Consider the following 21,851-nt stretch of genomic DNA (forward strand, 5'->3'; position numbering starts at 1 on the left):
TAGATCAGCTAAGAGCGATCCGGTAGCCGCTGTTTCGGTGCGGCGTGTTTGTCGCCGAATGTGCCGCATGGTCGCGCCGATTCGGATTCACCTATGCTATTCGGGCGAACACATTGCGGGACAGGCGATTTTGTCCCGATCACTGCTGTCGGATCCGCGCCGTACGATCCGGAGTGTGCCGCATACAAGAGCCTGGAGAGGCGACCCCATCTGGATCGCCGATGTGCTGCGCGCCGAGGGCGTCACGCTCGTCGAGTATCCGGGTTGGCGGAGCCGCGGCCACGGCGATTTCAAGGACATCCGCGGCGTCATGGTGCACCACACCGGATCAGACACTGCGAGCGCCGCGTCCATCGCCAACGGCCGCCCGGATCTGCCTGGCCCGCTTTCGCAGCTGCACATCGCACGCGACGGCACGGTCACCCTGGTGGCGTTGGGCGTCGCCTGGCACGCCGGTGTCGGCATGTATCCGTGGCTGCCGACCAATATGGGCAATTGGCACATGATCGGCATCGAATGCGCCAACAGCGGTACCAGCAGGATGGCGCCGCATCGCACGAATTGGCCCGATGCACAGTATTTCGCGCTGGTTCACTGCTGTGCGGCGATCAATCGTCGGCTGGCGCAGAACTCCACCCGCACCATCGGGCACAAGGAGTATGCCGGTCGCGCACAAGGGAAATGGGATCCCGGTGGCATCGACATGGATGTGTTGCGTGCCGACATCCAGGCCCGTATCGGCGACGTTCCAAGCCTTGCGCCGACGCCGCGACCGCCCGTCCCGATCGGCGAGTACGCCGATATCCTGTTCTACCGCGGTTCGAAAGGACCGCAGGTCGCCGAGCTGCAACGCCGGCTCGGTGTAACGGTCGACGGCGATTTCGGCCCACAGACCGAAGCGGCTGTCAGGGCGTTTCAGCGTCGTACACCCGGCCTAAAGGTGGACGGCATCGTCGGGCCGGCGACCGCCGCCGCATTGCGGCTGAAAGTTCTGCCGCCCAGTCAATTACTTCTCCTCGCAGACGACGCGATGTAAACGCTGCGATTGTCTAGGGGCGGGCGGCCCCGAAGTTGAAGTTGTCCGACATCAACAACCGCCCGAGGGCGTCGAGGGAGCCGTCCGCCACCCGTAGACACTACGCCGATGTAGCCGCGCAGCGAACGAACCGACCCAAAAGCGAACGGGAGATTTCGGCGTTTTGCTGCGACGAGCCCGGCAGGGCTGCAAAAATCTAGAAGGAGCTACGTCCGTGTAGCTCCGGTGCGCGGGGACGCCAAACTTGATGAATCGCCTCTGGGGGTTCCGGTGCGTCGACTGATTCGATCATTGGCCGTCGTTGTGCTGTCGATGGCAGGCACGGTCGTACTGGCGGGCACGCAGACGATGATGCCGCTCGCCGTTCTAACGGCGACGGCGTTGATCATGGGCGGCACCGGGCATCCGCTGAGCACGCCGCAGGACAGCCCGGAGTTCATCAACAGCTATGTGAACGACGCGAACAACGACTACATCGTGCTGACCGGATTCTGTGGCTCCGAATCCTGCACGCCCACTGCCGTTTCCACACCGGAGCAGTTCATGCCGGTGTCGGGAACCATGCCGTTCGACCTGTCGGTCGCGCAAGGAGTGACGAATCTCGACCACGCGATCAACGCGCAGCCGGCGGGCACCGAGATGGTCGTCTTCGGCTATTCGCAGAGCGCTCGCATCGCATCGATCCAAAAGGCCAACCTTGCCGCAGCGGGTTCCACGCTGCCGGTGTCGTTCGTATTGATCGGCAACCCGAACCGACCGAACGGCGGCATTCTGCAACGCTTCGAGGGCCTCGAGATACCGATTCTCGGCGTCACTTTCGACGGAGCCACGCCTACCGACACCAATTTCCAGACCGTCGACATCACCCGCCAGTACGACGGCTGGTCGGACTTCCCGAACAACCCGGTCAACCCGTTCGCCACTGCCAATGCGGCTGCGGGGATCCACTACCTGCACGGGGATTACCAGAGTGTCGGGCTCGGCAACGCGCTGTATCAGGGGTCGTACGGAGATACGCAGTACTACATGATCCCGAGCAATCGGCTGCCGCTGCTGATGCCGTTGGCCGAACTGGGAGTGCCGGATCCGGTGCTGACCATCCTCGACGCGCCGGCGCGGGTTCTGGTGGAAACCGGCTACAACCGGACGATCAGCCCCGGGCAGCCGACGCCGGCCATGCTGATGTATTTCCCGAACCCGGTGGAGACCGGCGTCAACTTCATCATCGCGATCCCAACCGGCCTCGACGACGGCGCGCAGCAGACGGCCAACATCCGTCCGTTCGGAACACCACCCATCGATCAGCGCAGTCCTTACGGCGTCGGCGGCCCGCCCGTCAACGCGGGAACGTTCGATGCCACCGGTGCGCCGGTGGGTCCGGCGCCACCGCCGGCGACTCCCGTGGCGAGCGCCCAGCCGCTGACCGGCAAGCCACCCGCGCCGGCACTGCCGATGGGACCACAGCCGACGGCTCGACCGGGCCCGTTGCAGCCCGCGGCCGCCCCGGTCGCCAGCACACCGGTGCTGCCCGAGGCAGCGCCGTCAATGGACAAAGCGGCTCCGCCGAAGACGCCCACCGAGATGACACTGCCGTGGGCCAAGCCGGCTGCGCTGCCGAAGCCGGCACCGGCCGAGCTTCCCAAGCCCGCACCGGCGGAGCTTCCCAAGCCGGTCCCGGCCGAGCTTCCGAAGCTCACGCCTCCGAAAGTCGAAATCCCCACGCAGGCACCGATTCCCGCCGAACTACCGAAGCCGGTTGCTCCGGTTGAGATACCCGCCCCGGCATTTGATCCCCCCGAAATCCCCGCGGCGTTACCATTGCCTCCGCCAGTGCAGGCGCCATCGTTGCCGGCACCTCCGCCAATCGAGGCGCCGTCGTTACCGGCGCTGCCCGCGCCCCCGCCGATGCCCCTGCCGCCACCGCCGCCGATGCCGGCCCTGCCGAACTTCGGCAACCTCCTCGGCGGGCTGCGCCTCCCGTTCTGAGGCGGATAGGGGTCGGTCGAGGCGCCCCTGCCCGACGGCGGTGCACCCCTGCGCTGGTCTCCAGGGAAGTTTGCTGGGGCGACACGATGTGATTTGCAGCTCACTTTCGCGCCGAAACCTAAGAGATCGTTATTCGACGTCATTCGTCACATCGCTCCCAGACGATCGCATGTGACCAATCATTGCATGTCAGGCGATGTGTACCGGCTTGCCGGATTGGAGTAGCGAATCAATAGCGACAAGTTTTCTAAGCGGCGTCTGAGACCTCGGCGGCGCACAGCGGTGATCGGCCGATAACGCTTCTCGGCGCCCGAATTTTCGTCGCTACACTCGACCGGGAATCTGCGCTGAGCGAGCGCAGTCAGACGCGAATCATCCGCCGGCTGGACCCCATGCCGGCACAAGTACCGATGAACAGGGCTAATACTTCATGCATACGAACAAAGTCCCCGCGGCCGTGACCGAGGCCACGGTCGTCGAGCCGGATTTCGTCGTGCTCGGCACCATTGCCGTCCAGCACGGCGCGATCGCCGACCTCGCCGTGAGCACCGACGGCAGCACGCTCGTCGCGACACACTCCGGCGACGGCAGTGTCTCGATCATCGACACCGACGCCATGACCATCGACGCGACCGTCATCGTTCCCGGCGAGCCGTTCATGGTCACGGCCGCCGACCGGCGCGCGTACGTCGCCGCCGCGGCACAGAGCCGTGACGCGGTCGCGGTCATCGACACCGAAAGCAAGCGAGTCATCGCCGCCCACCCGCTGGCCGACAGCGCGACAGACGTCGCGGTCAGCCCGGACGGCACGCGCGTCTTCGCCGGTCAGATCGGACGGACGGGCGCTGCCCTCGCGGTCATCAACACCTTCGGGCGGGTCAGCACCATCGATGTCGCTGGCGGCGCGGGCCTCACGATCGACGCGGTGCGGGTCAGCCCGAATGGCCGACTTGTCTACGTCGCGACCTCGGACGCCGACAGCGGCGCGCTGCTGGTGGTCGACGCCCATGAGGCCCGGGTGCTGCACACGGTGCCCATCGCGTCTCCGATCCGGGACGTCGCGCTGACCCGCGACGGTGCCCTGGCGTACGTCGCCAGCTTCGACGCGCACTGGGGCGGTTCCGTCGATGTCATCGACACCGCAATCAACGAGATCACCGCCAAGGTCGGTATCGGTGGAGCGCCCATGCAGACGGCACTCTGCCCTGACGGCGAGCGTCTCTACATCGCCGCCTACGAGCATGTCGCCGTGCTGTGCACGGAGACGAACTCGGTCGTCGACACCATAACCGTCACCGCGGAACCGTCGTGTGTCGCGGTCAGCCCGGACGGTGGCCGGCTCTATATCGCCGACCAGAATGGCGCGATCACGGTGCTGTCCGTCGCGCCGGATACATCGATGCTCGAGACGGAGCTGATGGCGATGACCGCCGCTCCCGAGGTTCTCGAACTGGAGCCGGCAGCCGTCTAGGCTGGTTCAGCGGTTGCAGTCCAGCGTCACCGAAATCGACTGGCTGACAACCTGCAGCACCAGCGCGCTGTCGCCGTTGCTTCCCGGGCCGACGTACGGCACCCACTGGGTGACCTGCTGCGGATTGCGGACGTTGGTTACCACGCACTCCGACATCGGCCCGGTACCGCTCCGGTCGATGTTGACGGTATAGCCCTGGTCCTGCAGTCGGCGGATCGTGTCCTGCGCGTTCTGCCCGTTTTCATCGCCCGACGCGAGGCCGGCCGGCGCGGCGATCGCAGCGCACACACCCACAGCCGCGGTGGCGAGCGTCCACCTTGTACGCATAGCCGCACCTCCCGTCTTGTACCGGCAATGATCCTCTACATTCATCGCCGGGGACACCGATTTCGTTCCCGCTTTAGAACGAGCACGCGCGGGGTGAAGTTCATCGCAGGTGCGCAGAACCGTAAGCAACCACACACGTCTTTGGTTAGCGTTCGCTCACGCGGCCGGTTAACCATGTTCAGGTGAGTCAGACATCGGTGGCGCGCCAACCGGCCCCGGCTACCCGGGTCCGGCTATCCCACCACGTCATGACGCTCGACGACGGGCACGACGTCGGCGTCACCGTGGGCGGCCACGGCGTGCCGCTGGTCTTTCTTCACGGCATCGCGCTCAGCGGCCGCGCCTACGTGCGATTGCTGAGCCGGTTGGCCGGAATGGGCTTCCTGGTCGTGGCCCTCGACGCCGCGGGCCATGGCGTCACCCCGAATCTGCCGCGCGACGCCGCCGACCTCACGGATCGCGTCGAACTCACACTGCGTACGCTGGACGCGCTCGGCGTGCGCAAGGCCGTCTTCCTGGGCCACTCGATGGGCGGGCGGATGATCGTCCAGTTGGCCGCCGTCGCGCCCGAGCGGGTCTTGGCGGCGGTGCTCTTGAACGCGGCGGCCGGGTCGCCATTCGACGACTCGATCCGGGCACCGGTCCGATCCCCGCGGCGTGCGGTGCGCGCGCTGCTGAGCGCGGCCTACGACGCTCCGGGTGACCCCCGGCGGCTGCCCAGACCCGAGCGCAACCGCTATCTACGCCAGATGAGCTCGGCGCTGGCCCGCAATGTCCGGACCCCGCTGGGACTCCCGGGCGCGGTGCGGGCGATCATCGCCTCCGGCGACTACACCCCGATGCTGGAGGCGATGCGCGAACACCGCGTGCCGACCATCGTCGTGCACGGCGAGAAGGATCTGGTGGTCCCGTTCGAGAGCGCCTACGACATGGCGGACCGCGCCGACGGCACGCTCTACCGGGTGCCCGGTGCCTACCACTCGTGGATGCTGGCCCATCCCCGGCATGGCGCCGACATGATGCGCCAGTTGCTGGCCGCCGAACTCGGTGACGCGCTGTGTGACGCGGCGCGCGTGCACGGCATCAAGGGCGCCGACGGTTGGGAAGGTGCGGTGCTGACGGCGGATTCACCGCTGCACGCGCTGAATAACCGGCCCGTCGATCGGGTGGGTACCGAAGCGCCGGACCATATCGAAATGCACCGGCTGCGCAGTGCCACCCGCTGTGAGCACGGCACTGGAAGACGGCGGCTGCGCTGGTTCAACGTGTGGCGCCGCCGACGTTCACCCGGAATCGTCGACAGCGGTTTGCCAGCGCATTAGCATCGCGACCATGGACAGCACGATGCAGAACTACCCGCTGACCATTACCACCATCATGCGCTACGCATGCGGCGTGCACGGTGACCGCACAGTCACCACCGCGACGGGCAATGGCTACCGACATAGCACCTACCGGGAGCTGGGTGAGCAGGCGGCCCGGTTAGCAAATGCATTGCGCGGCAACGGTATAACCGGCGACCAACGGGTGGCAACGTTCATGTGGAACAACGCCGAACACCTGGCCGCCTACCTGGCGGCCCCGGCGATGGGCGCTGTGCTGCACACGCTCAACATCCGGCTGTCGCCCGAACAGATCGCCTACATCGCCAACGAGGCCGAAGACCAGGTCATCGTCGCCGACCTGTCAGTGGCCGGGCTACTGGTCCCTGTCCTGCCCCTGCTGGACACCGTGCACACCGTGATCGCGGTCGGCGAAGGCGATATCGACGCGTTGACGGCTTCCGGCAAGACCGTGCTGCGCTACGACGAGGCCCTCGCCGCGGAATCGCCCACCTTCGATTGGCCCGACGTCGACGAGAAGTCCGCGGCGGCAATGTGCTACACCAGCGGCACCACCGGAAACCCGAAAGGTGTTGTCTACAGCCACCGTTCGAGCTATCTGCATTCGATGGTGACATGCACCAATAGCGCATTCGGGGTGAGCTGTACCGACTCGGTGCTCCCGATCGCGCCGATGTTTCACGCCAACGCTTGGGGATTGCCCTACGCCGCGCTGATGGCCGGCGCCGACCTGGTGATGTCGGACCGGTTCCTCGACGCGAAGTCGCTGGTCGAGCTGATCGAGACGCAGCGCCCGACGCTGGCCGGCGCGGTGCCGACCATCTGGAACGACGTCATGCACTACCTGGAAAAGAATCCCGGCCACGACATCTCGTCGCTGCGGCTGGTGGGCTGCGGCGGGTCGGCCGTGCCGACGTCGATGATGAAGACGTTCGAAGAGAATTACGGTGTGCGGATCGTGCAGGCGTGGGGCATGACCGAGACCTCGCCGCTGGCCACGGTGGCGCGGCCGTTGCCGGGCGTTCCCGACGATCAGCAATGGGGACTGCGGTCCACGCAGGGCCGGCCGATGTGTGGCGTGGAGGCCCGCATCGTCGACGACGACGGCAACCCGCTGCCGCACAACGGCAAGGCGGTCGGCGAGGTCGAGGTGCGTGGCCCGTGGATCACCGGTTCGTACTACCAGAACCGCGACGAGTCCAAATTCGACAACGGCTGGCTGCGCACCGGCGACGTCGGATGTATCGACCCGGTCGGCTATGTCACGCTGACCGACCGGGCCAAGGACGTCATCAAGTCCGGCGGCGAGTGGATCTCCTCGGTCGAGCTGGAGAACCATCTGATCGGCCACCCCGCGGTGTCGGAGGCCGCCGTCGTCGCGGTGCCCGACGAGCGCTGGCAGGAACGCCCGCTGGCGGTCGTGGTGGTGAACGAGGGCGCCGAGGTCAGCCCGAAGGAGTTGCGGGAGTTCCTGTCCAACAAGGTCGTTCGCTGGTGGTTGCCCGAGCGGTGGGCGTTCATCGACCAGGTGCCGCTCACCAGTGTCGGCAAATTCGACAAGAAGACCATCCGGGCGCGCTACGCCGAGAACGCCTACGACGTCATCGAGCAGCGGGACTAGCGCTAGGAGTTCAGCGCTCCGCTCGTTGGTAGGCGGTGACCACGGCCGCGCCACCGAGACCGATGTTGTGCTGCAGCGCCGCGTTGACGTTGTCGACCTGTCGCTTGTCGGCGGTGCCGCGCAACTGCCAGGTCAACTCGGCGCACTGCGCGAGACCCGTCGCGCCGAGCGGATGGCCCTTGGAGATCAGGCCGCCCGAGGGGTTGACCACCCACCGCCCGCCGTAGGTGGTGTCGTCGTTGTCGACGAGTTTCGGGCCGTCGCCCTCGGCGCAGAGCCCCAGCGCCTCGTACAGCAGCAGCTCGTTGGCGGAGAAGCAGTCGTGCAGCTCGATGACCTGGAAGTCACTCGGCCCGAGCCGGGATTGGTCGTAGACCTGTTGGGCGGCTTGGACGTTCATGTCGTAGCCGATCAGGTTCTTGGCGCTGCCGTCGAACGTGCTGCCGAAGTCGGTGGTCATCGCCTGGCCGACGATCTCGACGGCCTGACCCGCCAGGTTGTGCTTGTCGACGAACGCCTCGCTGGCGAGGATGGCCGCACCCGAGCCGTCGGAGGTAGGAGAGCACTGCAGCTTGGTCAGCGGATCGGAGATCATCCGCGACGCGAGGATGTCGTCGAGCGTGTACTCGTCCTGGAACTGGGCGTACGGGTTGTTGACCGAGTGCTTGTGGTTCTTGTAGCCGATCTTGGCGAAATGCTCGGCGGTGCTTCCGTGCTGGCGCATGTGCTCGCGGCCCGCTGCGCCGAACATCCACGGCGCCACCGGGAACGCGAACTCGTCGATCTCCGCCATCGCCTTGACGTGACGGCCCATCGGTGACTCGCGGTCGTCGGCGCCTCCGCTCAAAGCGCCGGGCTGCATCTTCTCGAAGCCCAGCGCGATCGTGCAGTCGGCCAGCCCGCCGCGGATGGATTGGGCAGCCAGGTACAGCGCGGTCGACCCGGTCGAGCAGTTGTTGTTGACGTTGGCGATCGGGATGCCGGTCAGCCCGAGCTCGTAGAGCGCCCGCTGCCCGGACGTCGAGTCACCGGCCACGTAGCCGACGAAACCCTGCTGGACCTCGGAGTAGTCGATGCCCGTATCCGCCAGCGCCTTGCTGCCGGACTCCCGGGCCATCTGCGGGTAGTCCCACCCCTCGCGCCGCCCCGGCTTCTCGAACTTCGTCATCCCGACTCCGACGACGAAAACCTTGTTCGGCATAGCACTGTCCCTTCGCTGCCCTGCGCGGTCGACAGAAACATACAGCAGTTGTTGCGTCGCGCTCAGGGAGTAGTTGGCAATCGAGGCGGGTCTTCAGGCGTGGTCATTCCACCATTTGTGCAGGTCATCGAGGTTGGGCCCCTGCGCGTCGGCGAGCAGCAGATCGGCGTATTCCGTCCACGTCACATCTTGGTTGTTGTTGTAGGTGCCGCAGGCAATCTGACCGGCGACCTGGTCAGGTGTCGCCTTGTAATGCCAGGTGGTGGGCGAGTCAAGGTCGCTGCCCGGGCACTTCACCAGCACCGAGTTCTGTTCCACGGCTTGCGTGAAGTGTTCGTCCAGAGTCTTCCTGTCGGCGAACAGCGAATACCGCGCGATCGTCGGGCCGCCGGGAATGCTGGACTCGGTGCAGTCCACGGTGGCCAGTGCGCCGGGGGCCGGGGTATCGGCCGGTTCGCAGGCATCGCGGTCGTAGCCGCTCGGTAGCAGGACGAGCAGCCTGGAATCGAGGGAGTCCGTCGTCCTCGGAGCCCTGGTCGTGGTGGTTTCTTCGGTCGTGGTCATGCCCTGACTGGACGAATCGTCCGACTTGACGGCCCACCAAATGCCGAGGGCGCCGAGCACCAGGGCCACGACCGCACCGGCGGCGACGAGTGGAATCCAGATGTGATGTTTTCCGCCGCTGCGCCCGGGCGGTGGCGGTCCGCCGCCGGTGCTGCCGGGTGTCGGGTATGGCGTGTGGAATGCGGCCGGATAGGGCGGTGGGGTGGTGCCGGCGATGCCCGGCATGGTCGCGTCCTGGCTGCGTTGCAGGATGGTGGCCGCCTGGTCCTGATCGCGTTGGGTCAGCGCTTTGTTCGCGGCCACCGCGAGATCGCCGGCGCTGGCGTAGCGATCGTCGGGCTTCTTTGCCATGCCGCGAGCGATCACCTCATCGAACGAGGCCGGGACACCGGGCCGCACCTCGCTCGGCCGCGGTATGGGCTGCATGAGGTGCGCGGTGATGACCATGCTGACGCTGTCGGCGGGGTATGGCTGCAACCCGGTGAGGCACTCGTGCAGCACACACGCCAGGGCGTACACGTCGGCGCGGTAGGTCACCTCGTCGTTGGTGAACCGCTCCGGCGCCATATAGGCATACGTCCCGACAGCGGTCCCGAGGTCGGTCAGCTTCTCGTCGGTGGCCGCGTTGGCGATCCCGAAATCGACCAGGTACGCGAAGTCGTCGCGGTTGATCAGAACGTTCTCCGGCTTGACGTCGCGGTGCATGACGCCGGATTCGTGCGCGGCGTCGAGCGCCGAGGCGATCTGGCGGACGATCGCCACCGCCCGCGCGGGTGTCATCGGGCCGTAGCGCTTCAGCATCTTGCGCAGATCGGTGCCGTCGATCATCCGCATGTCGACGTAGAGGACGCCGTCGATCTCGCCGTAGTCGTGGATCGGCACCACGTGCGGCTCCTGCAGTCGACCGGCCGAATGTGCCTCCCGCTGCAGCCGCTTGCGGAACACCGGATCATGGGAAGCCGCCTCCGGCAACAGTTTCAGCGCGACGATGCGGTCCTTGACGGTGTCTTCGGCCTCGTAGACCTCGCCCATGCCGCCGCGGCCGATCAACCGCCTCAAGTGGTATGGGCCGAAGTTGGTGCCCGCGCGCGAGTTCTCTTCGGTGCCGGTCATACAGAGTCTCCTGGAGTCACCGTAAACGCCTGCACCAGGTGTTGTGCCAGAACCAAATGGTGTAGACCTAAGTAGAACGTGTTCTAGTATGTCGGGAGGATGCGATATGGGCCTGCGGGTCGTGCAGTGGGCGACAGGCGGGGTCGGCGTCGCCGCCATCAACGGGGTCTTGGAACACCCGGAACTCGAGCTAGCCGGCTGCTATGTGTACTCGGAGGGCAAGGCCGGCAAGGACGTCGGCGACATCATCGGCGCCGAACCGCTCGGCATCACCGCCACCAACAACGTCGACGACATCGTGGCGCTGGACGCCGACGCGGTCATCTACGCGCCGCTACTGCCCAATCCAGACGAGGTGGCGGCGCTGCTGCGGTCAGGCAAGAACGTCGTCACGCCGGTCGGATGGGTCTATCCCAGCGAACGGCAGGCCGCTGCGCTTCACGAGGCGGCGATCGCGGGGAATGCGACGCTGCACGGCACAGGTATGGCACCGGGCGGGATCAGTGAGAAGTTCCCCCTGATGTTCTCGATCATGTCGACCGGCGTGACATTCGTTCGCGCCGAAGAGTTCTCTGATCTCCGTACCTATGAAGCCCCCGACGTGGTTCGCCATGTGATGGGTTTCGGCGAAGTTCCGGATAAGGCATTGAGCGGGCCGATGCAAAAGTTGCTCGACGGCGGCTTCATACAGGCGGTGCGGATGGTCGTCGACAAGGTGGGCTTCAAAGTCGACCCGAAGGTTCGTGCGTCCCAGGAGATCGCGGTCGCGACTGCCCAGATAGATTCACCGATCGGGGTCATCGAACCGGGTCAGGTGGCCGGCCGCAAGTTCCACTGGGAGGCACTCGTCGGAGACGATGTGGTCGTGCGCGTTACGGTGAACTGGCTGATGGGTGAGGAAAACCTCGATCCCGCATGGACATTCGGCCCCGAAGGGCAACGGTACGAGATGGAGGTGCGCGGCGACCCGGACATCTCTATCACCGTCAAGGGGTTTCAGTCGGCGGTGGGGGGCGAGGGCCCGGAATACGGCATCGTCGGCACGGCGGCGCACTGCGTGAACTCGGTCCCGGCGGTGTGCGCGGCCGAGCCAGGTATCGCCACCTACCTCGATCTACCGCTGATCAGTGGCAAGGCCGCCCCGCGGCTGAGCTAGCCTGGGATCATGGCGCAGCCGTTGGTGGTCGAGCAGTCGCGGACGATACCTATGGGCCCGGAGGACGTCTTCCGCGACATGGTTCCGATGCCGCTCCCGACGCTGTTCCGCCGCTGGTACGGACCCATCCCGCCGATCAAGGAAGTGCGCGGCCAAACCGGCGACTGGGATGCCGTCGGACAGTCGCGCATCGTGGTGCTGGTCGGCGGTGGCAGCATGCGCGAGGAGCTCACCCATTTCGATCCACCGCGCTCGTTCGGCTACACGCTCTCCGAAGTCAAGGGGCCGCTGTCCCCGTTGGTCGGTCGGGTGGACGGGGAATGGATCTTCGAGCCCGTCGGTTCCGGAACCAACGTGACCTGGCGATGGACCATTCACCCGCGCAGCGGGTTCACCGCGCCGGTGCTGCCGGTATTCGGCCGGCTGTGGCGCGGGTATGCCCGTCAGTCGTTGGAAGAGTTGTCCAACCAGCTGGTGCATTGACGATCAGAACCGGATCAGGCCGCGCAGGTTTCGGCCATTGCGCAGGTCGTCGTAGCCGGAGTTGACGTCGGCGAGCTCGTACTCGCGAGTGATCAGCTCGTCCAGCTTGAGCTGCCCGGCGTCGTAGAGCTCGAGCATCTTGAAGATGTCGCTGCGCGGGTTCGACGAGCCGAAAAGCGATCCGCGGACCTGCTTTTCGAACAGCGTCAGATCCACCAGCGACAGATCGACCTGGGTGTCGGTCGGATGCGCGATCGCGGTCATCACCACCCGGCCGCGCTTGCCGACGAGGCTGAGCGCCTGCGCGACGTAGGCGCCCTCAGCGACATCGGTGGTGACGACGCAGACGTCGGCCTTCTGCCCGCGGGTCAGCCCGATCACCAGCGCGGCGGCTTCGTCGAGCGTCGCCACGGCGTGCGTAGCACCGAATTCCATTGCCCTGTCGCGCTTGTACTCGATCGGGTCCAGGGCGACGATGTGGCGGGCACCGACGATCCGCGCTCCCTGCACGGCGTTGATGCCGACGCCGCCGACGCCCATCACCACCACCGTGCAGCCGGCCGTTGCCTCGCCGGTGTTCACGGTGCTGCCATAGCCGGTAGTTACGCCACAGCCGACCAGCGCCGCCTTGTCCAGCGGCACACTCGCGTCGACCTTGACCACCGACGCGGTCGGCGCCACCGTGTACTCCGAAAACGTTCCCAGCAAGCACATTTGGCCGACGTCCTGGCCGCGGGCGTGGAATCGGTGAGTGCCGTCAAGCTGCGGGCCGACCAACAGGTGCATGCCGAGCTCGCACAGGTTGCTCATGCCGCGCACGCACGGCCCGCAGCGACCACAGGCGGGAATGAAGCTCAGCACCACCGCATCGCCCTCCGCCACCTCGGTGACGCCCTCGCCGACCTCCACCACGATCCCGGCACCCTCATGCCCGCCGACCACCGGCATCGGCATCGCCAGGTCACCGGTGACCAGGTGCTCGTCGGAGTGGCACATGCCGCTGGCCGTCATCTTGACCATCACCTCGCCCTGCCGGGGGCCGTCCAGGTCGATCTCCTCGACCTCCCACTTCTGGTGCAGTCCCCATAACACGGCGGCCTTGGTCTTCATTGACGTGTGCTCCTTGGGTGTCGGCGCTCAGGCCGATTATTGCCAGCCTGGCACACTCTGTCTGTGACATCGAAGCGGGCACTCGTGCTGGCCGGTGGGGGTCAGGCGGGAATCGCCTGGGAGACCGGCATTCTGCGGGGCATCGCCGATCAGTCGCCGGAAACGGCCCGCGAACTGCTGGACGTTGATGTGATGGTCGGGTCGTCGGCGGGTTCGACGGTTGCCGCCCAGCTCGGCAGTGGTCTGGGACTCGACGAGCTGTACGACCGGCTGGTCGCGGGCGACTCACGCGAAATCAACCCCGGGGTGGATATCGACGACATCGCCGCGCTTTTTCTGACCGCGATGGCTGAGCCCGGCGTCACGAACGCGCAGCGGCTGCAACGCATCGGGGCGGTGGCGCGCTCGACGGAGACCGTCGCCGAATCCGTCCGCCGCGACGTGATCGCGCACCGGTTGCCGTCGGATGACTGGCCGGACCGGGTGCTGCGGATAACCGCGATCGACATCGGCACCGGCGACCTGGTCGTCTTCGACCGGCTGTCGGGTGTCGGGCTGGTCGACGCGGTCGCGGCCAGTTGCGCGGTGCCCGGCGTGTGGCCACCCGTGACAATCGGCGAACGGCGATACATGGACGGTGGCGTTGGCAGCACCGTGAACATGGCGCTGGCCGAGGACTGCGATATGGCGGTGGTGCTGGTGCCGGCGGGTGAGTCGGCACCGTCGCCGTTCGGCGCCGGCGCAGCCGCCGAGATCGATGCCTTTCCAGGGCGATCACTGGGGCTGTTCGCCGACAAGAAATCGTTAGAGGCCTTCGGCGCCAACCCGCTTGACCCCGCATGCCGGGTGCCGTGCGCTCGCGCCGGGCGGGAGCAGGGCCGCCGAGTTGCCGCCGAGGTCGCCGAGTTCTTAGCCGGCTGATTCGGCCTCAAGTGCCTTGAGCGCGCGGGCGGCGAGCTCCTGTCCAATGTCGATCACCTCGGCCGCGCGGTGGAACTCGAGACTGCGACAGGCGCTGCGCGGCACCTCGATCAACAGGTCGGGCGGGTATGCCGCCAGCGTGTGGCGGGCCAGGGCGGACTGCGCGATGTCGATGGTGCGGTTCATCACCTCGAAGCTGCCGAGCCTCGGTACCGACGCCGCCTCCTTCGCGGCGTCCACGAGTTGCTCGTCGCTGTCCGGCTCGGCGTCGGGGTCAACATCATCGGGGCCGCCGCCGAACCTGGTCAGCATGGCCCGAGCGGTGGGCGTGTCCAGCACCGACCGGGCCGCGTTCGTGTCGAGCAGCGCGGAGGTGCTGCGCCACATCCTGGTCAACCATTCCGTGGTCGCGCGCGGCTCGGATTCCGTTGGCTCGTACCGGCTGCCGGCCTCACTTCCGCTGAGGCTGACCGCGATGGTGAGGTCGGCGTTGACCGCCGCGATCGGTGCCATCGGCAGCGGATCGACGATGCCGCCGTCGGCGAGCAGTCGACCGTCGAGGACGTGCGGCATGATGATGCCCGGAATCGCAATGGACGCCCGGATGGCCGCGTCCACCGGCCCGCGTTGCAGCCACACCGACTTGCCGGCGATCAGATCCGTCGTCACCGCGGTGTAGGGAATCGGCAGTTCCTCGATGGTGACCTCGCCCAGGACGTCGCGGACCACGTCGAGGATCTTCTCGGCCCGGAGCACCCCTGCGGCGGTGATCGACGGATCCAGCAGGCGCAGCATCGCCCGTTGGGTCAACGACTTGGCCCAGTCGGCGAATTCGTCGAGTTTTCCGGCCGCCTGCAAACCACCCACGAGCGCACCCATGGACGATCCGGCGATCCCGACGATGTCGTAGCCGCGTTCGCGCAGCTCGGTGATCACCCCGATATGGGCGTATCCCCGGGCGCCCCCGCTGCCCAGGGCCAGCGCGACGCGATTGCCAGCCATGGGCTCATTCTGGCCCTCCGCCGACCGGCGATTCGGGAGTTTCTCGCACCCGTGATTCGAATTATCCGCACAGCGCGTCGGCGCCGGCCTGGACCGCGACGATGACCGCGGCCTGGCGTGCGGGGCTCAGCTGCGACCACGGGGTGTCGAAGGTGGCCGGACCGGGCTGCGCGCCAGGAGCCTGCAGGGTGGCCAGATACGGCTCGATCTGCGATTTCGGGTCGCCGCCCTGCTGGTCCATCCACTCCTTCGCCGCCCGGCAGGCCTGGAAATATTCGGTTTCGGTGGACTCGGCGGGTGCACCGATAGCCGTCGTGACGCCGTTCGGCGAGACCTCGACGGCACCCGGCGCCGGGCTGGTCGGTGTTGTCAACGTTGGCTGCGCCGACTTGGGCCCGTCGTCGCCTCCCGACGAACAGCCCGCGATCGCAACGATCGCTGCCGCGGCTGCGATGCCAATGGGGTACCTGCGCATGCTCACAATTTAGGCGTTCTCGTCGTTGGTCAGCCGCGGGCGGAGACGCTCGGTCTTCTCCGGCGTCCAACCCGGCGGCTGCAGTACCGCCGCCCAACCGTTGGCCACGTCCTTGATGTACACGTGGCCGTGCCCGTCGGGGACGTCCACCGCCACCGCCATGTCGGCAGACACCTGCAGGAACGTCACCACCGGGATCCATTCCATCCGCGGCGAGACGTCGTAGCCGCGGGGTTCACGCAGCCAGTCGGGTTTCTGGAACAGCAGATCGGGGTTCCACCAGGCGATCGGGTCCGATGCGTGCTGCAGGTAGACCGCCCGTGGGTTGCCCCATGGATCGGCGGGCCGGCCGAGGTTGTCCGGCCGTGCGACGAAGCGGACGTTCTCGCCCTTGTCGTAGATCGGTAACCACTGCGGCGAGCCCTTGTCGCGGGTGTGGGTGAGGTCGGTCCAGATCGTGTTTTGGAACGTGGGCCCGGAGAACAACGCGCCGTCGGTGCGGGCGACGAGGTTATTCAGCGACAGGAACGGCGCCTCGCCGCCAAATGAGCCCAGGCTTTCGCCGAAGACCACCAGCGTGGGCCGTTGCGCCTCGGGCATCTCGCGCACCATGGCGTCGACGGCCTCGAACAGAGCCTGACCGGCCTGCCGGGCGTTCTCCTTGTCAACCAGGAAGGACAGCCAGCTTGGCAGGAACGAGTACTGCATGCTGACGATCGCGGTGTTGCCGTTGTACATGTACTCCAGCGCCGAAGCCTCTGCCTCGTTGATCCACCCGGTGCCGGTCGTGGTCGCCACCGCAACCACGTCGCGGTCCAACCCGCCCTTGCGCTGCAATTCCTGGGCGGCCAGCGCCGCGGTTGCCTTGATGCCGTCGGCGGAATGCAGCCCCGCATAGGCGCGGATCGGCTCGATGGCGGGCCTGCCGTTGAACTGCGAGAGCTCCTCGACGGTCGGGCCGGCCGACGTGAACACCCGGCCCTGATGGCCGAGTGACTCCCAGCTGACCAATGAATTCGGCCCGCCGGACCGCAAGGGTGACGTCGGCGCGGGAAAGTCCGGATCGGTTTCGTCGTTGACGGCGGCGAAGGTCTTGTTGAGGCTGCTCATCGCGGCGCGGGCGACGACACCGTTGAGCAGCGCGATGGTCAATGCCAGCAGCAAGACCACCACTACGACGGCCGAAACCCGTGGCGGTGCAACGCGATTGAGTTGCCGGATCAGGAATCGCACCAGCTTGCCGATCAGCTGACCTATCTCCACCAGCACGAACAACACGACGATCGCCAGGACGGCGGCCAGGGGATGGTCCCAGAACCCCAACCGCGCTACGCCCATCAGGTCGCGGACATCGTCCTGCCAGTGGTGAAACCAAATGATCATCAGGATCTGGCCGATGATGCCGATGACGATGAGGACCGGCCACGCCCAGCGCGGTGCGGGCGGACTGGTGTCCTTGGACCGCATGTAGCGCACCAACCACACCGCGAACACGCCGAGTCCGTAGCCGATCGCCCCGGCCGCCCCGCTGACCAGGCCCTGGAACAGCGGCCCACGGGGCAGCAGCGACGGCGTCAGGGAAAACCACAGGAAGACCAGGCCGACGGCGGTGCCGGTGAACGTGTAATGGCGAAGCCACCACGGTCGCTCAGTGGGCTCCTTCCGCGGCGGGGCCTCCTCGGTCGCTTCCTCCGCGGTGTCGGTCACGCAAGCACCTTAACGATGGGTGAAGTTCGGTGGGCGCTTCTCGGTGAAGGCGTTCATGCCCTCGGTTTGGTCGGCGGTGGCGAACGCGGAGTGAAACAACCTGCGCTCGTAGAGCAGTCCCTCCGAAAGCGGGGTCTCGAATGCGCGGTTGACCGCCTCCTTTGCCATCCTTGCCGCCGACAACGACATCTCCGAGATGGTGGTGGCGACGGCGTTGGCCTCGCGGGTCAACTCGTCGGCGGGAACCACCCGGGACACCAGCCCACTGCGGTCGGCTTCATCGGCGTCGATGGTGCGTCCGGTCAGGATGAGATCCATCGCCTTGGCCTTGCCGATGGCACGGGTCAGCCGCTGCGAGCCGCCCATGCCGGGCAGCACGCCCAGCTTGATCTCGGGCTGGCCGAACTTGGCGGTGTCGGCGGCGATCAGCACGTCACACATCATCGCCAGCTCGCAGCCGCCGCCGAGGGCATAGCCGCCGACCGCGGCGATCAGCGGTGTGCGTACCGCGGCGAGCCTCGCCCACGGTGCGAAGAAGTCGGCGGCGAACACGTCGCCGAACGACAGGCTGGACATTTCCTTGATGTCGGCGCCGGCGGCGAAGGCCTTCTCGTTGCCGGTGATGACGATCGCGCCGATGCCCGGGTCGCTGTCGAATTCGGCTGCGGCCGTGGTGACTTCGCTCATCATCTGGCTATTGAGCGCATTGAGCGCGTCGGGGCGGTTCAGCGTGATGGTGCCGACCCGCGCGTCCCGGTCGACGAGGATGGTCTCGTAGTTCTTGGATGACACAGTGGTCACAGTTGCTCCTGCGGTCAGAACTTCAGGTCGTCGTCCAGCGGTGTGAAGTATGCCTCCACGTCGGCGCGGGTCACCTCCGCCAGCGAGGCCGGTGACCATTTCGGGTTGCGATCCTTGTCGATCACCTGCGCCCTGATGCCCTCGACAAGGTCGTGAGAGCGCAGCGATCCCCGTGACGTTCGATATTCCTGGCGCAACACCTCTTCCAGCGTGTCCAGCTTGGCGGCCCGGCGCACCGCTTCCATCGCCACCGACACCGAGACGGGGGAGCGGGTGTCGATCAGGTTGGCCGCGTCCGCGGCCGGCCCGGCGTCGTGGCCGCGCAGCGCGGTGACGATGTCCAGGGCGGTGTCGCCGGCGTAGCACTCGTCGATCCAGTGCTGCTGCGCCAGCAGCGCACTCGCCGGCGGTGCGATCCCGTGTGCAGCCAGGGCTGCGTCGATGCCGTCGGCGACGATCGCATCGGCGAACGGTGCGAGTTCGTCGTGCGGCACGAAGTGGTCGGCGAACCCCATCGCGATGGCGTCGGCACCGCCGAAGGGTGCACCGGTGAGCGCGGCGTGCAGGCCGAGGTGCCCCGGTGCGCGCGACAGGATGAACGTCCCCCCGACATCGGGGATGAAGCCGATGCCCACTTCGGGCATCGCCATCTTCGTCGTCTCGGTGACGACGCGGACGCTGCCGTGCGCGCTGACTCCCACCCCGCCGCCCATCACGATGCCGTCCATCAGCGCCACATACGGTTTCGGAAACCGCGCTATCTGCGCATTCATCAGGTACTCGTCGCGCCAGAACTTGGCGGCGTCGGCGCCGCCGGCGCGGGCACTGTTGTAGACCTCGACGATGTCGCCGCCGGCGCACAGACCTCGCTCCCCGGCGCCGGTCAGCACGACCGCGCGGACCTCGTTGTCGTGCTCCCAATCGGTCAAGACCTGCGAGATCGCGTTGACCATCGGGTGGGTCAGCGAGTTGATCGCCTTGGGCCGGTTGAGGGTGATCAGGCCGACACCGCGGTCGACGGATACTAGGACATCCTCGTTTTCGCCCACGGATATGCAATCTAGATCGTCGCCCGTTCTGGGGGGCTCCCGGGTAAGGTTTTTCTGTGTATGGCCCGGTAAGACGGGAACTAACGCCGGGTCACTACTCGTTGAGTACGTGTTCGTCAACGAGTCGAACCACAGCACAGGAGAGGATCCGACGGTGCGGGAGACCAGCAACCCGGTATTTCGATCCCTGCCCAAGACGCAGGGTGGTTATGCGCAATTTGGTACCGGAGCCGCCGGCTACGGTACGCAGCAGGTACACGCTGAGCCCTATGCGACGCAGTACCCGGAGCAGCAGCAGGTTGGGGTCTCCCGGCCGCTGACCATCGACGATGTCGTCACCAAGACCGGCATCACGCTGGCCCTGCTGTCGGCCGTCGCGGTCGTCTCGTACTTCCTGGTCGCGGCCAATAACGCGCTGGCCATGCCGTTCACGCTGGTCGGCGCGCTCGGCGGCCTGGCGTTGGTGCTTGTCGCCACGTTCGGCCGCAAGCAGGACAACCCCGCGATCGTGCTCAGCTACGCGGCACTCGAGGGTTTGTTCGTCGGCGCCATCTCGTTCCTGTTCGCCAATCTGATCTCCACGGGCGGCGGTGCGATGATCTTGCAGGCGGTCGTGGGCACTCTTGGCGTGTTCTTCGGCATGCTCGTCGTGTACAAGACCGGCGCCATCCGCGTGACCCCGAAGTTCACCCGCATGATCGTCGCGGGCCTGTTCGGTGTGCTGGCACTGATGCTCGCCAACTTCCTGGCCGGCCCGGTGTTCGGCCTCAACGACGGCGCCGGCCTCGGGCTACGTGACGGCGGTTGGCTGGCAATCGGCTTCTCGCTGTTGTGCATCGGCTTGGCCGCGTTCATGTTCCTCATCGACTTCGATGCCGCTGACCAGATGATCCGCGCCGGCGCACCGGAGAAGGCCGCCTGGGGTATCGCCCTCGCCCTGACCGTGACGCTGGTCTGGCTCTACGTCGAAATCCTGCGGCTGCTCAGTTACTTCCAGAGCGAATAGCCGCCTACCACGACGAAAGCCCCCGGTTCGCCGGGGGCTTTTTCATGCGCCGAGTGTGCACAGTCTGAGATGCATTCACAGGCCACGAGTCGGAGGCGCCGAGCGGGTCGCTGCCGTCCGTGGCCCTCTCAATTGTGCAGGTGTGGACGCACCATTCATCGGAAGCGAGGCCCTACGCGACGGCGTCGTCGCCAACAAACACCAGTTGCGGACACGGTTCCGGTCCCTCTATCCGGACGTGTACCTGCCCGACGGCGTCGTACCGACGTTGTCGCAACGGACGACGGCGGCCTGGCTGTGGACACGCCGGCGGGGAGTCGTCGCGGGACTGGCGGCGTCGGCTCTGCACGGCGCGAAGTGGATACCCGACGACGCGCCCGTCGAGTTGATCTGGGCGAATCCGCGAGCGCCTCTTGGGATCACGACCCGCCGGGATCGGCTGGCCACAGGGGAGGTCCAGTCCGTCGCGGGCCTACCTGTGACAACGCCCGAGCGGACGGCGTTCGACCTGGGCCGGCTGAATCGTGGCGACCAGGCCGTGGCGCGTCTCGACGCGTTGGGCGATGCGACACGGTTCGAAGCGTGCTCGGTGATCGATCTCGCCCGGCTGCACGGCGGTTCGCCTGGCGTACCGCGACTGCTTGCCGCCCTTAACCTGTACGACCCCGGCGCGGCGTCGCCCAAGGAAAGCTGGTTACGGCTGGTTCTTGTCCGCGCTGGATTCCCGCGGCCGCGCACGCAGATTCCCGTGTTCGACGATTTCGGCCGCGCCCGCTACTTCCTCGATATGGGATGGGAAGATGCGATGATCGCCGTCGAGTACGACGGTGACCATCATCGCGAACGCGCGGTATTCGGCGGCGACATCGTCCGCTCCGAGTTCATCGCTTACCGCCGCCGGGCGTGGTCGTCTAGTGTGCGCTCAGACCGTGAAATCGCCTGAGATCAGCCCAAGTCGCGATCTGAGTGCACACTAGCTGCCGGCGCTAGCTGAGCCGCTCGAGGATCATGGCCATGCCCTGGCCTCCGCCGACGCACATGGTTTCCAGGCCGAACGTCTTGTCCTGGGTGGTCAGGTTGTTCAGCAGCGTGGCCGTGATGCGCGCGCCCGTCATCCCGAACGGGTGACCGAGTGCGATCGCGCCGCCGGACACGTTGAGCTCGTCCTCGTCGATGCCGAGTTCGCGCGCCGAGCCGAGCACCTGCACGGCGAACGCCTCGTTGATCTCGAAGAGGTCGATGTCGTCGATCGTCATGCCAGCATTAGCCAGCGCCTTGCGCGTCGCCTCAATAGGGCCGAGGCCCATGATCTCCGGCGACAGGCCACTGACCCCGGTCGCGACGACGCGGGCCAGCGGCGTCAGGCCGAGGTCCTTGGCCTTGGCGTCGCTCATCACGATCACCGCGGCCGCGCCGTCGTTCAGCGGGCAGGCGTTGCCCGCGGTCACCGTGCCATTGGGCCGGAACACCGGCTTGAGC

20 protein-coding genes are annotated in these 21,851 nt (G+C 66.6%); 10 read left to right on the top strand and 10 right to left on the bottom strand.

Annotated elements, in window-relative coordinates:
* Positions 1 to 175: 175 nt before the first annotated feature.
* The 3 genes from ACRDU5_RS17630 to ACRDU5_RS17640 all read left to right on the top strand — a co-directional run bounded on the left by ACRDU5_RS17630 (position 176) and on the right by ACRDU5_RS17640 (position 4,493).
* Complete coding sequence (locus ACRDU5_RS17630; protein ID WP_526615969.1) at positions 176 to 1,036, top strand: peptidoglycan recognition protein family protein; 861 nt, start codon at positions 176 to 178, stop codon at positions 1,034 to 1,036.
* Positions 1,037 to 1,348: 312 nt separating this feature from the next.
* Positions 1,349 to 3,022, top strand: a complete 1,674-nt coding sequence (locus ACRDU5_RS17635) for a PE-PPE domain-containing protein (RefSeq protein WP_526615970.1) — start codon at positions 1,349 to 1,351, stop codon at positions 3,020 to 3,022.
* Positions 3,023 to 3,452: 430 nt separating this feature from the next.
* Positions 3,453 to 4,493 carry an MmpL3/TtfA transport complex stabilizer gene (locus ACRDU5_RS17640; RefSeq protein WP_526615971.1) on the top strand — a complete coding sequence of 347 codons (1,041 nt, stop codon included), beginning with the start codon at positions 3,453 to 3,455 and terminating at the stop codon, positions 4,491 to 4,493.
* Positions 4,494 to 4,499: 6 nt separating this feature from the next.
* Here the strand turns inward: ACRDU5_RS17640 and ACRDU5_RS17645 are convergent, their stop codons facing one another.
* The gene (locus ACRDU5_RS17645) at positions 4,500 to 4,820 is read right to left on the bottom strand and encodes a hypothetical protein (protein WP_526615972.1); all 321 of its coding nucleotides are present in this window, start codon (positions 4,818 to 4,820) and stop codon (positions 4,500 to 4,502) included.
* A gap of 182 nt (positions 4,821 to 5,002) precedes the next feature.
* Between ACRDU5_RS17645 and ACRDU5_RS17650 the strand changes: the two genes are divergently transcribed.
* On the top strand, positions 5,003 to 6,142 hold the full coding sequence (locus ACRDU5_RS17650) for an alpha/beta fold hydrolase (RefSeq protein WP_526615973.1): 1,140 nt from the start codon (positions 5,003 to 5,005) through the stop codon (positions 6,140 to 6,142).
* A gap of 10 nt (positions 6,143 to 6,152) precedes the next feature.
* On the top strand, positions 6,153 to 7,784 hold the full coding sequence (locus ACRDU5_RS17655) for a long-chain fatty acid--CoA ligase (protein WP_526615974.1): 1,632 nt from the start codon (positions 6,153 to 6,155) through the stop codon (positions 7,782 to 7,784).
* Between the two features lie 10 nt (positions 7,785 to 7,794).
* On the opposite strand, the gene ACRDU5_RS17660 is transcribed toward ACRDU5_RS17655, so the two are convergent.
* Positions 7,795 to 8,985: a thiolase family protein gene (locus ACRDU5_RS17660; protein WP_526615975.1), complete on the bottom strand. Its 1,191-nt coding sequence runs from the start codon at positions 8,983 to 8,985 to the stop codon at positions 7,795 to 7,797.
* Between the two features lie 93 nt (positions 8,986 to 9,078).
* The gene (locus ACRDU5_RS17665; protein WP_526615976.1) at positions 9,079 to 10,662 is read right to left on the bottom strand and encodes a serine/threonine-protein kinase; all 1,584 of its coding nucleotides are present in this window, start codon (positions 10,660 to 10,662) and stop codon (positions 9,079 to 9,081) included.
* A gap of 106 nt (positions 10,663 to 10,768) precedes the next feature.
* Between ACRDU5_RS17665 and ACRDU5_RS17670 the strand changes: the two genes are divergently transcribed.
* Together ACRDU5_RS17670 and ACRDU5_RS17675 are read left to right on the top strand one after the other, a co-directional pair.
* Positions 10,769 to 11,818 (top strand): NAD(P)H-dependent amine dehydrogenase family protein, encoded by a 1,050-nt coding sequence (locus tag ACRDU5_RS17670; RefSeq protein WP_526615978.1) that lies wholly within the window; start codon positions 10,769 to 10,771, stop codon positions 11,816 to 11,818.
* A gap of 9 nt (positions 11,819 to 11,827) precedes the next feature.
* Positions 11,828 to 12,301 (top strand): SRPBCC family protein, encoded by a 474-nt coding sequence (locus tag ACRDU5_RS17675; protein WP_526615980.1) that lies wholly within the window; start codon positions 11,828 to 11,830, stop codon positions 12,299 to 12,301.
* 3 nt (positions 12,302 to 12,304) lie between these two features.
* On the opposite strand, the gene ACRDU5_RS17680 is transcribed toward ACRDU5_RS17675, so the two are convergent.
* Entirely contained in the window at positions 12,305 to 13,411 is a 1,107-nt protein-coding gene (locus ACRDU5_RS17680; RefSeq protein ID WP_526615981.1) for an NDMA-dependent alcohol dehydrogenase, read from the bottom strand.
* A 63-nt stretch (positions 13,412 to 13,474) separates the two neighbouring features.
* On the opposite strand from ACRDU5_RS17680, the gene ACRDU5_RS17685 reads away from it, so the two are divergent.
* Entirely contained in the window at positions 13,475 to 14,332 is an 858-nt protein-coding gene (locus ACRDU5_RS17685; protein WP_526615982.1) for a patatin-like phospholipase family protein, read from the top strand.
* Here the strand turns inward: ACRDU5_RS17685 and ACRDU5_RS17690 are convergent.
* From ACRDU5_RS17690 to ACRDU5_RS17710, 5 genes are all read right to left on the bottom strand, one after another.
* Entirely contained in the window at positions 14,321 to 15,334 is a 1,014-nt protein-coding gene (locus ACRDU5_RS17690) for a patatin-like phospholipase family protein (protein WP_526615983.1), read from the bottom strand. The two genes, ACRDU5_RS17685 and ACRDU5_RS17690, sit on opposite strands and share 12 nt — an antisense overlap.
* A gap of 61 nt (positions 15,335 to 15,395) precedes the next feature.
* On the bottom strand, positions 15,396 to 15,809 hold the full coding sequence (gene lpqV, locus ACRDU5_RS17695) for a lipoprotein LpqV (protein ID WP_526615985.1): 414 nt from the start codon (positions 15,807 to 15,809) through the stop codon (positions 15,396 to 15,398).
* Positions 15,810 to 15,818: 9 nt separating this feature from the next.
* The gene (locus ACRDU5_RS17700; RefSeq protein WP_526615987.1) at positions 15,819 to 17,516 is read right to left on the bottom strand and encodes an alpha/beta hydrolase; all 1,698 of its coding nucleotides are present in this window, start codon (positions 17,514 to 17,516) and stop codon (positions 15,819 to 15,821) included.
* A gap of 9 nt (positions 17,517 to 17,525) precedes the next feature.
* A complete protein-coding gene (locus ACRDU5_RS17705) occupies positions 17,526 to 18,308 on the bottom strand; it encodes an enoyl-CoA hydratase (RefSeq protein ID WP_526615994.1) in 783 nt (260 codons plus the stop codon).
* A gap of 23 nt (positions 18,309 to 18,331) precedes the next feature.
* A complete protein-coding gene (locus ACRDU5_RS17710; protein WP_526615988.1) occupies positions 18,332 to 19,366 on the bottom strand; it encodes a 3-hydroxyisobutyryl-CoA hydrolase in 1,035 nt (344 codons plus the stop codon).
* Positions 19,367 to 19,520: 154 nt separating this feature from the next.
* Here ACRDU5_RS17710 and ACRDU5_RS17715 point away from each other — a divergent pair, with 154 nt between their 5' ends.
* Both ACRDU5_RS17715 and ACRDU5_RS17720 read left to right on the top strand, forming a co-directional pair.
* Entirely contained in the window at positions 19,521 to 20,372 is an 852-nt protein-coding gene (locus ACRDU5_RS17715; protein ID WP_526615989.1) for a Bax inhibitor-1/YccA family protein, read from the top strand.
* 142 nt (positions 20,373 to 20,514) lie between these two features.
* Entirely contained in the window at positions 20,515 to 21,315 is an 801-nt protein-coding gene (locus ACRDU5_RS17720; RefSeq protein WP_526615990.1) for a putative endonuclease domain-containing protein, read from the top strand.
* A 43-nt stretch (positions 21,316 to 21,358) separates the two neighbouring features.
* Here ACRDU5_RS17720 and ACRDU5_RS17725 read toward each other — a convergent pair.
* Positions 21,359 to 21,851, bottom strand: a 493-nt coding sequence (locus ACRDU5_RS17725) for a thiolase family protein (RefSeq protein ID WP_526615992.1), incomplete at its 5' end; no start/stop codon positions are given.

It is taken from the genome of Mycobacterium sp., assembly GCF_050701515.1.
In the GTDB taxonomy this organism is placed as follows: domain Bacteria; phylum Actinomycetota; class Actinomycetes; order Mycobacteriales; family Mycobacteriaceae; genus Mycobacterium.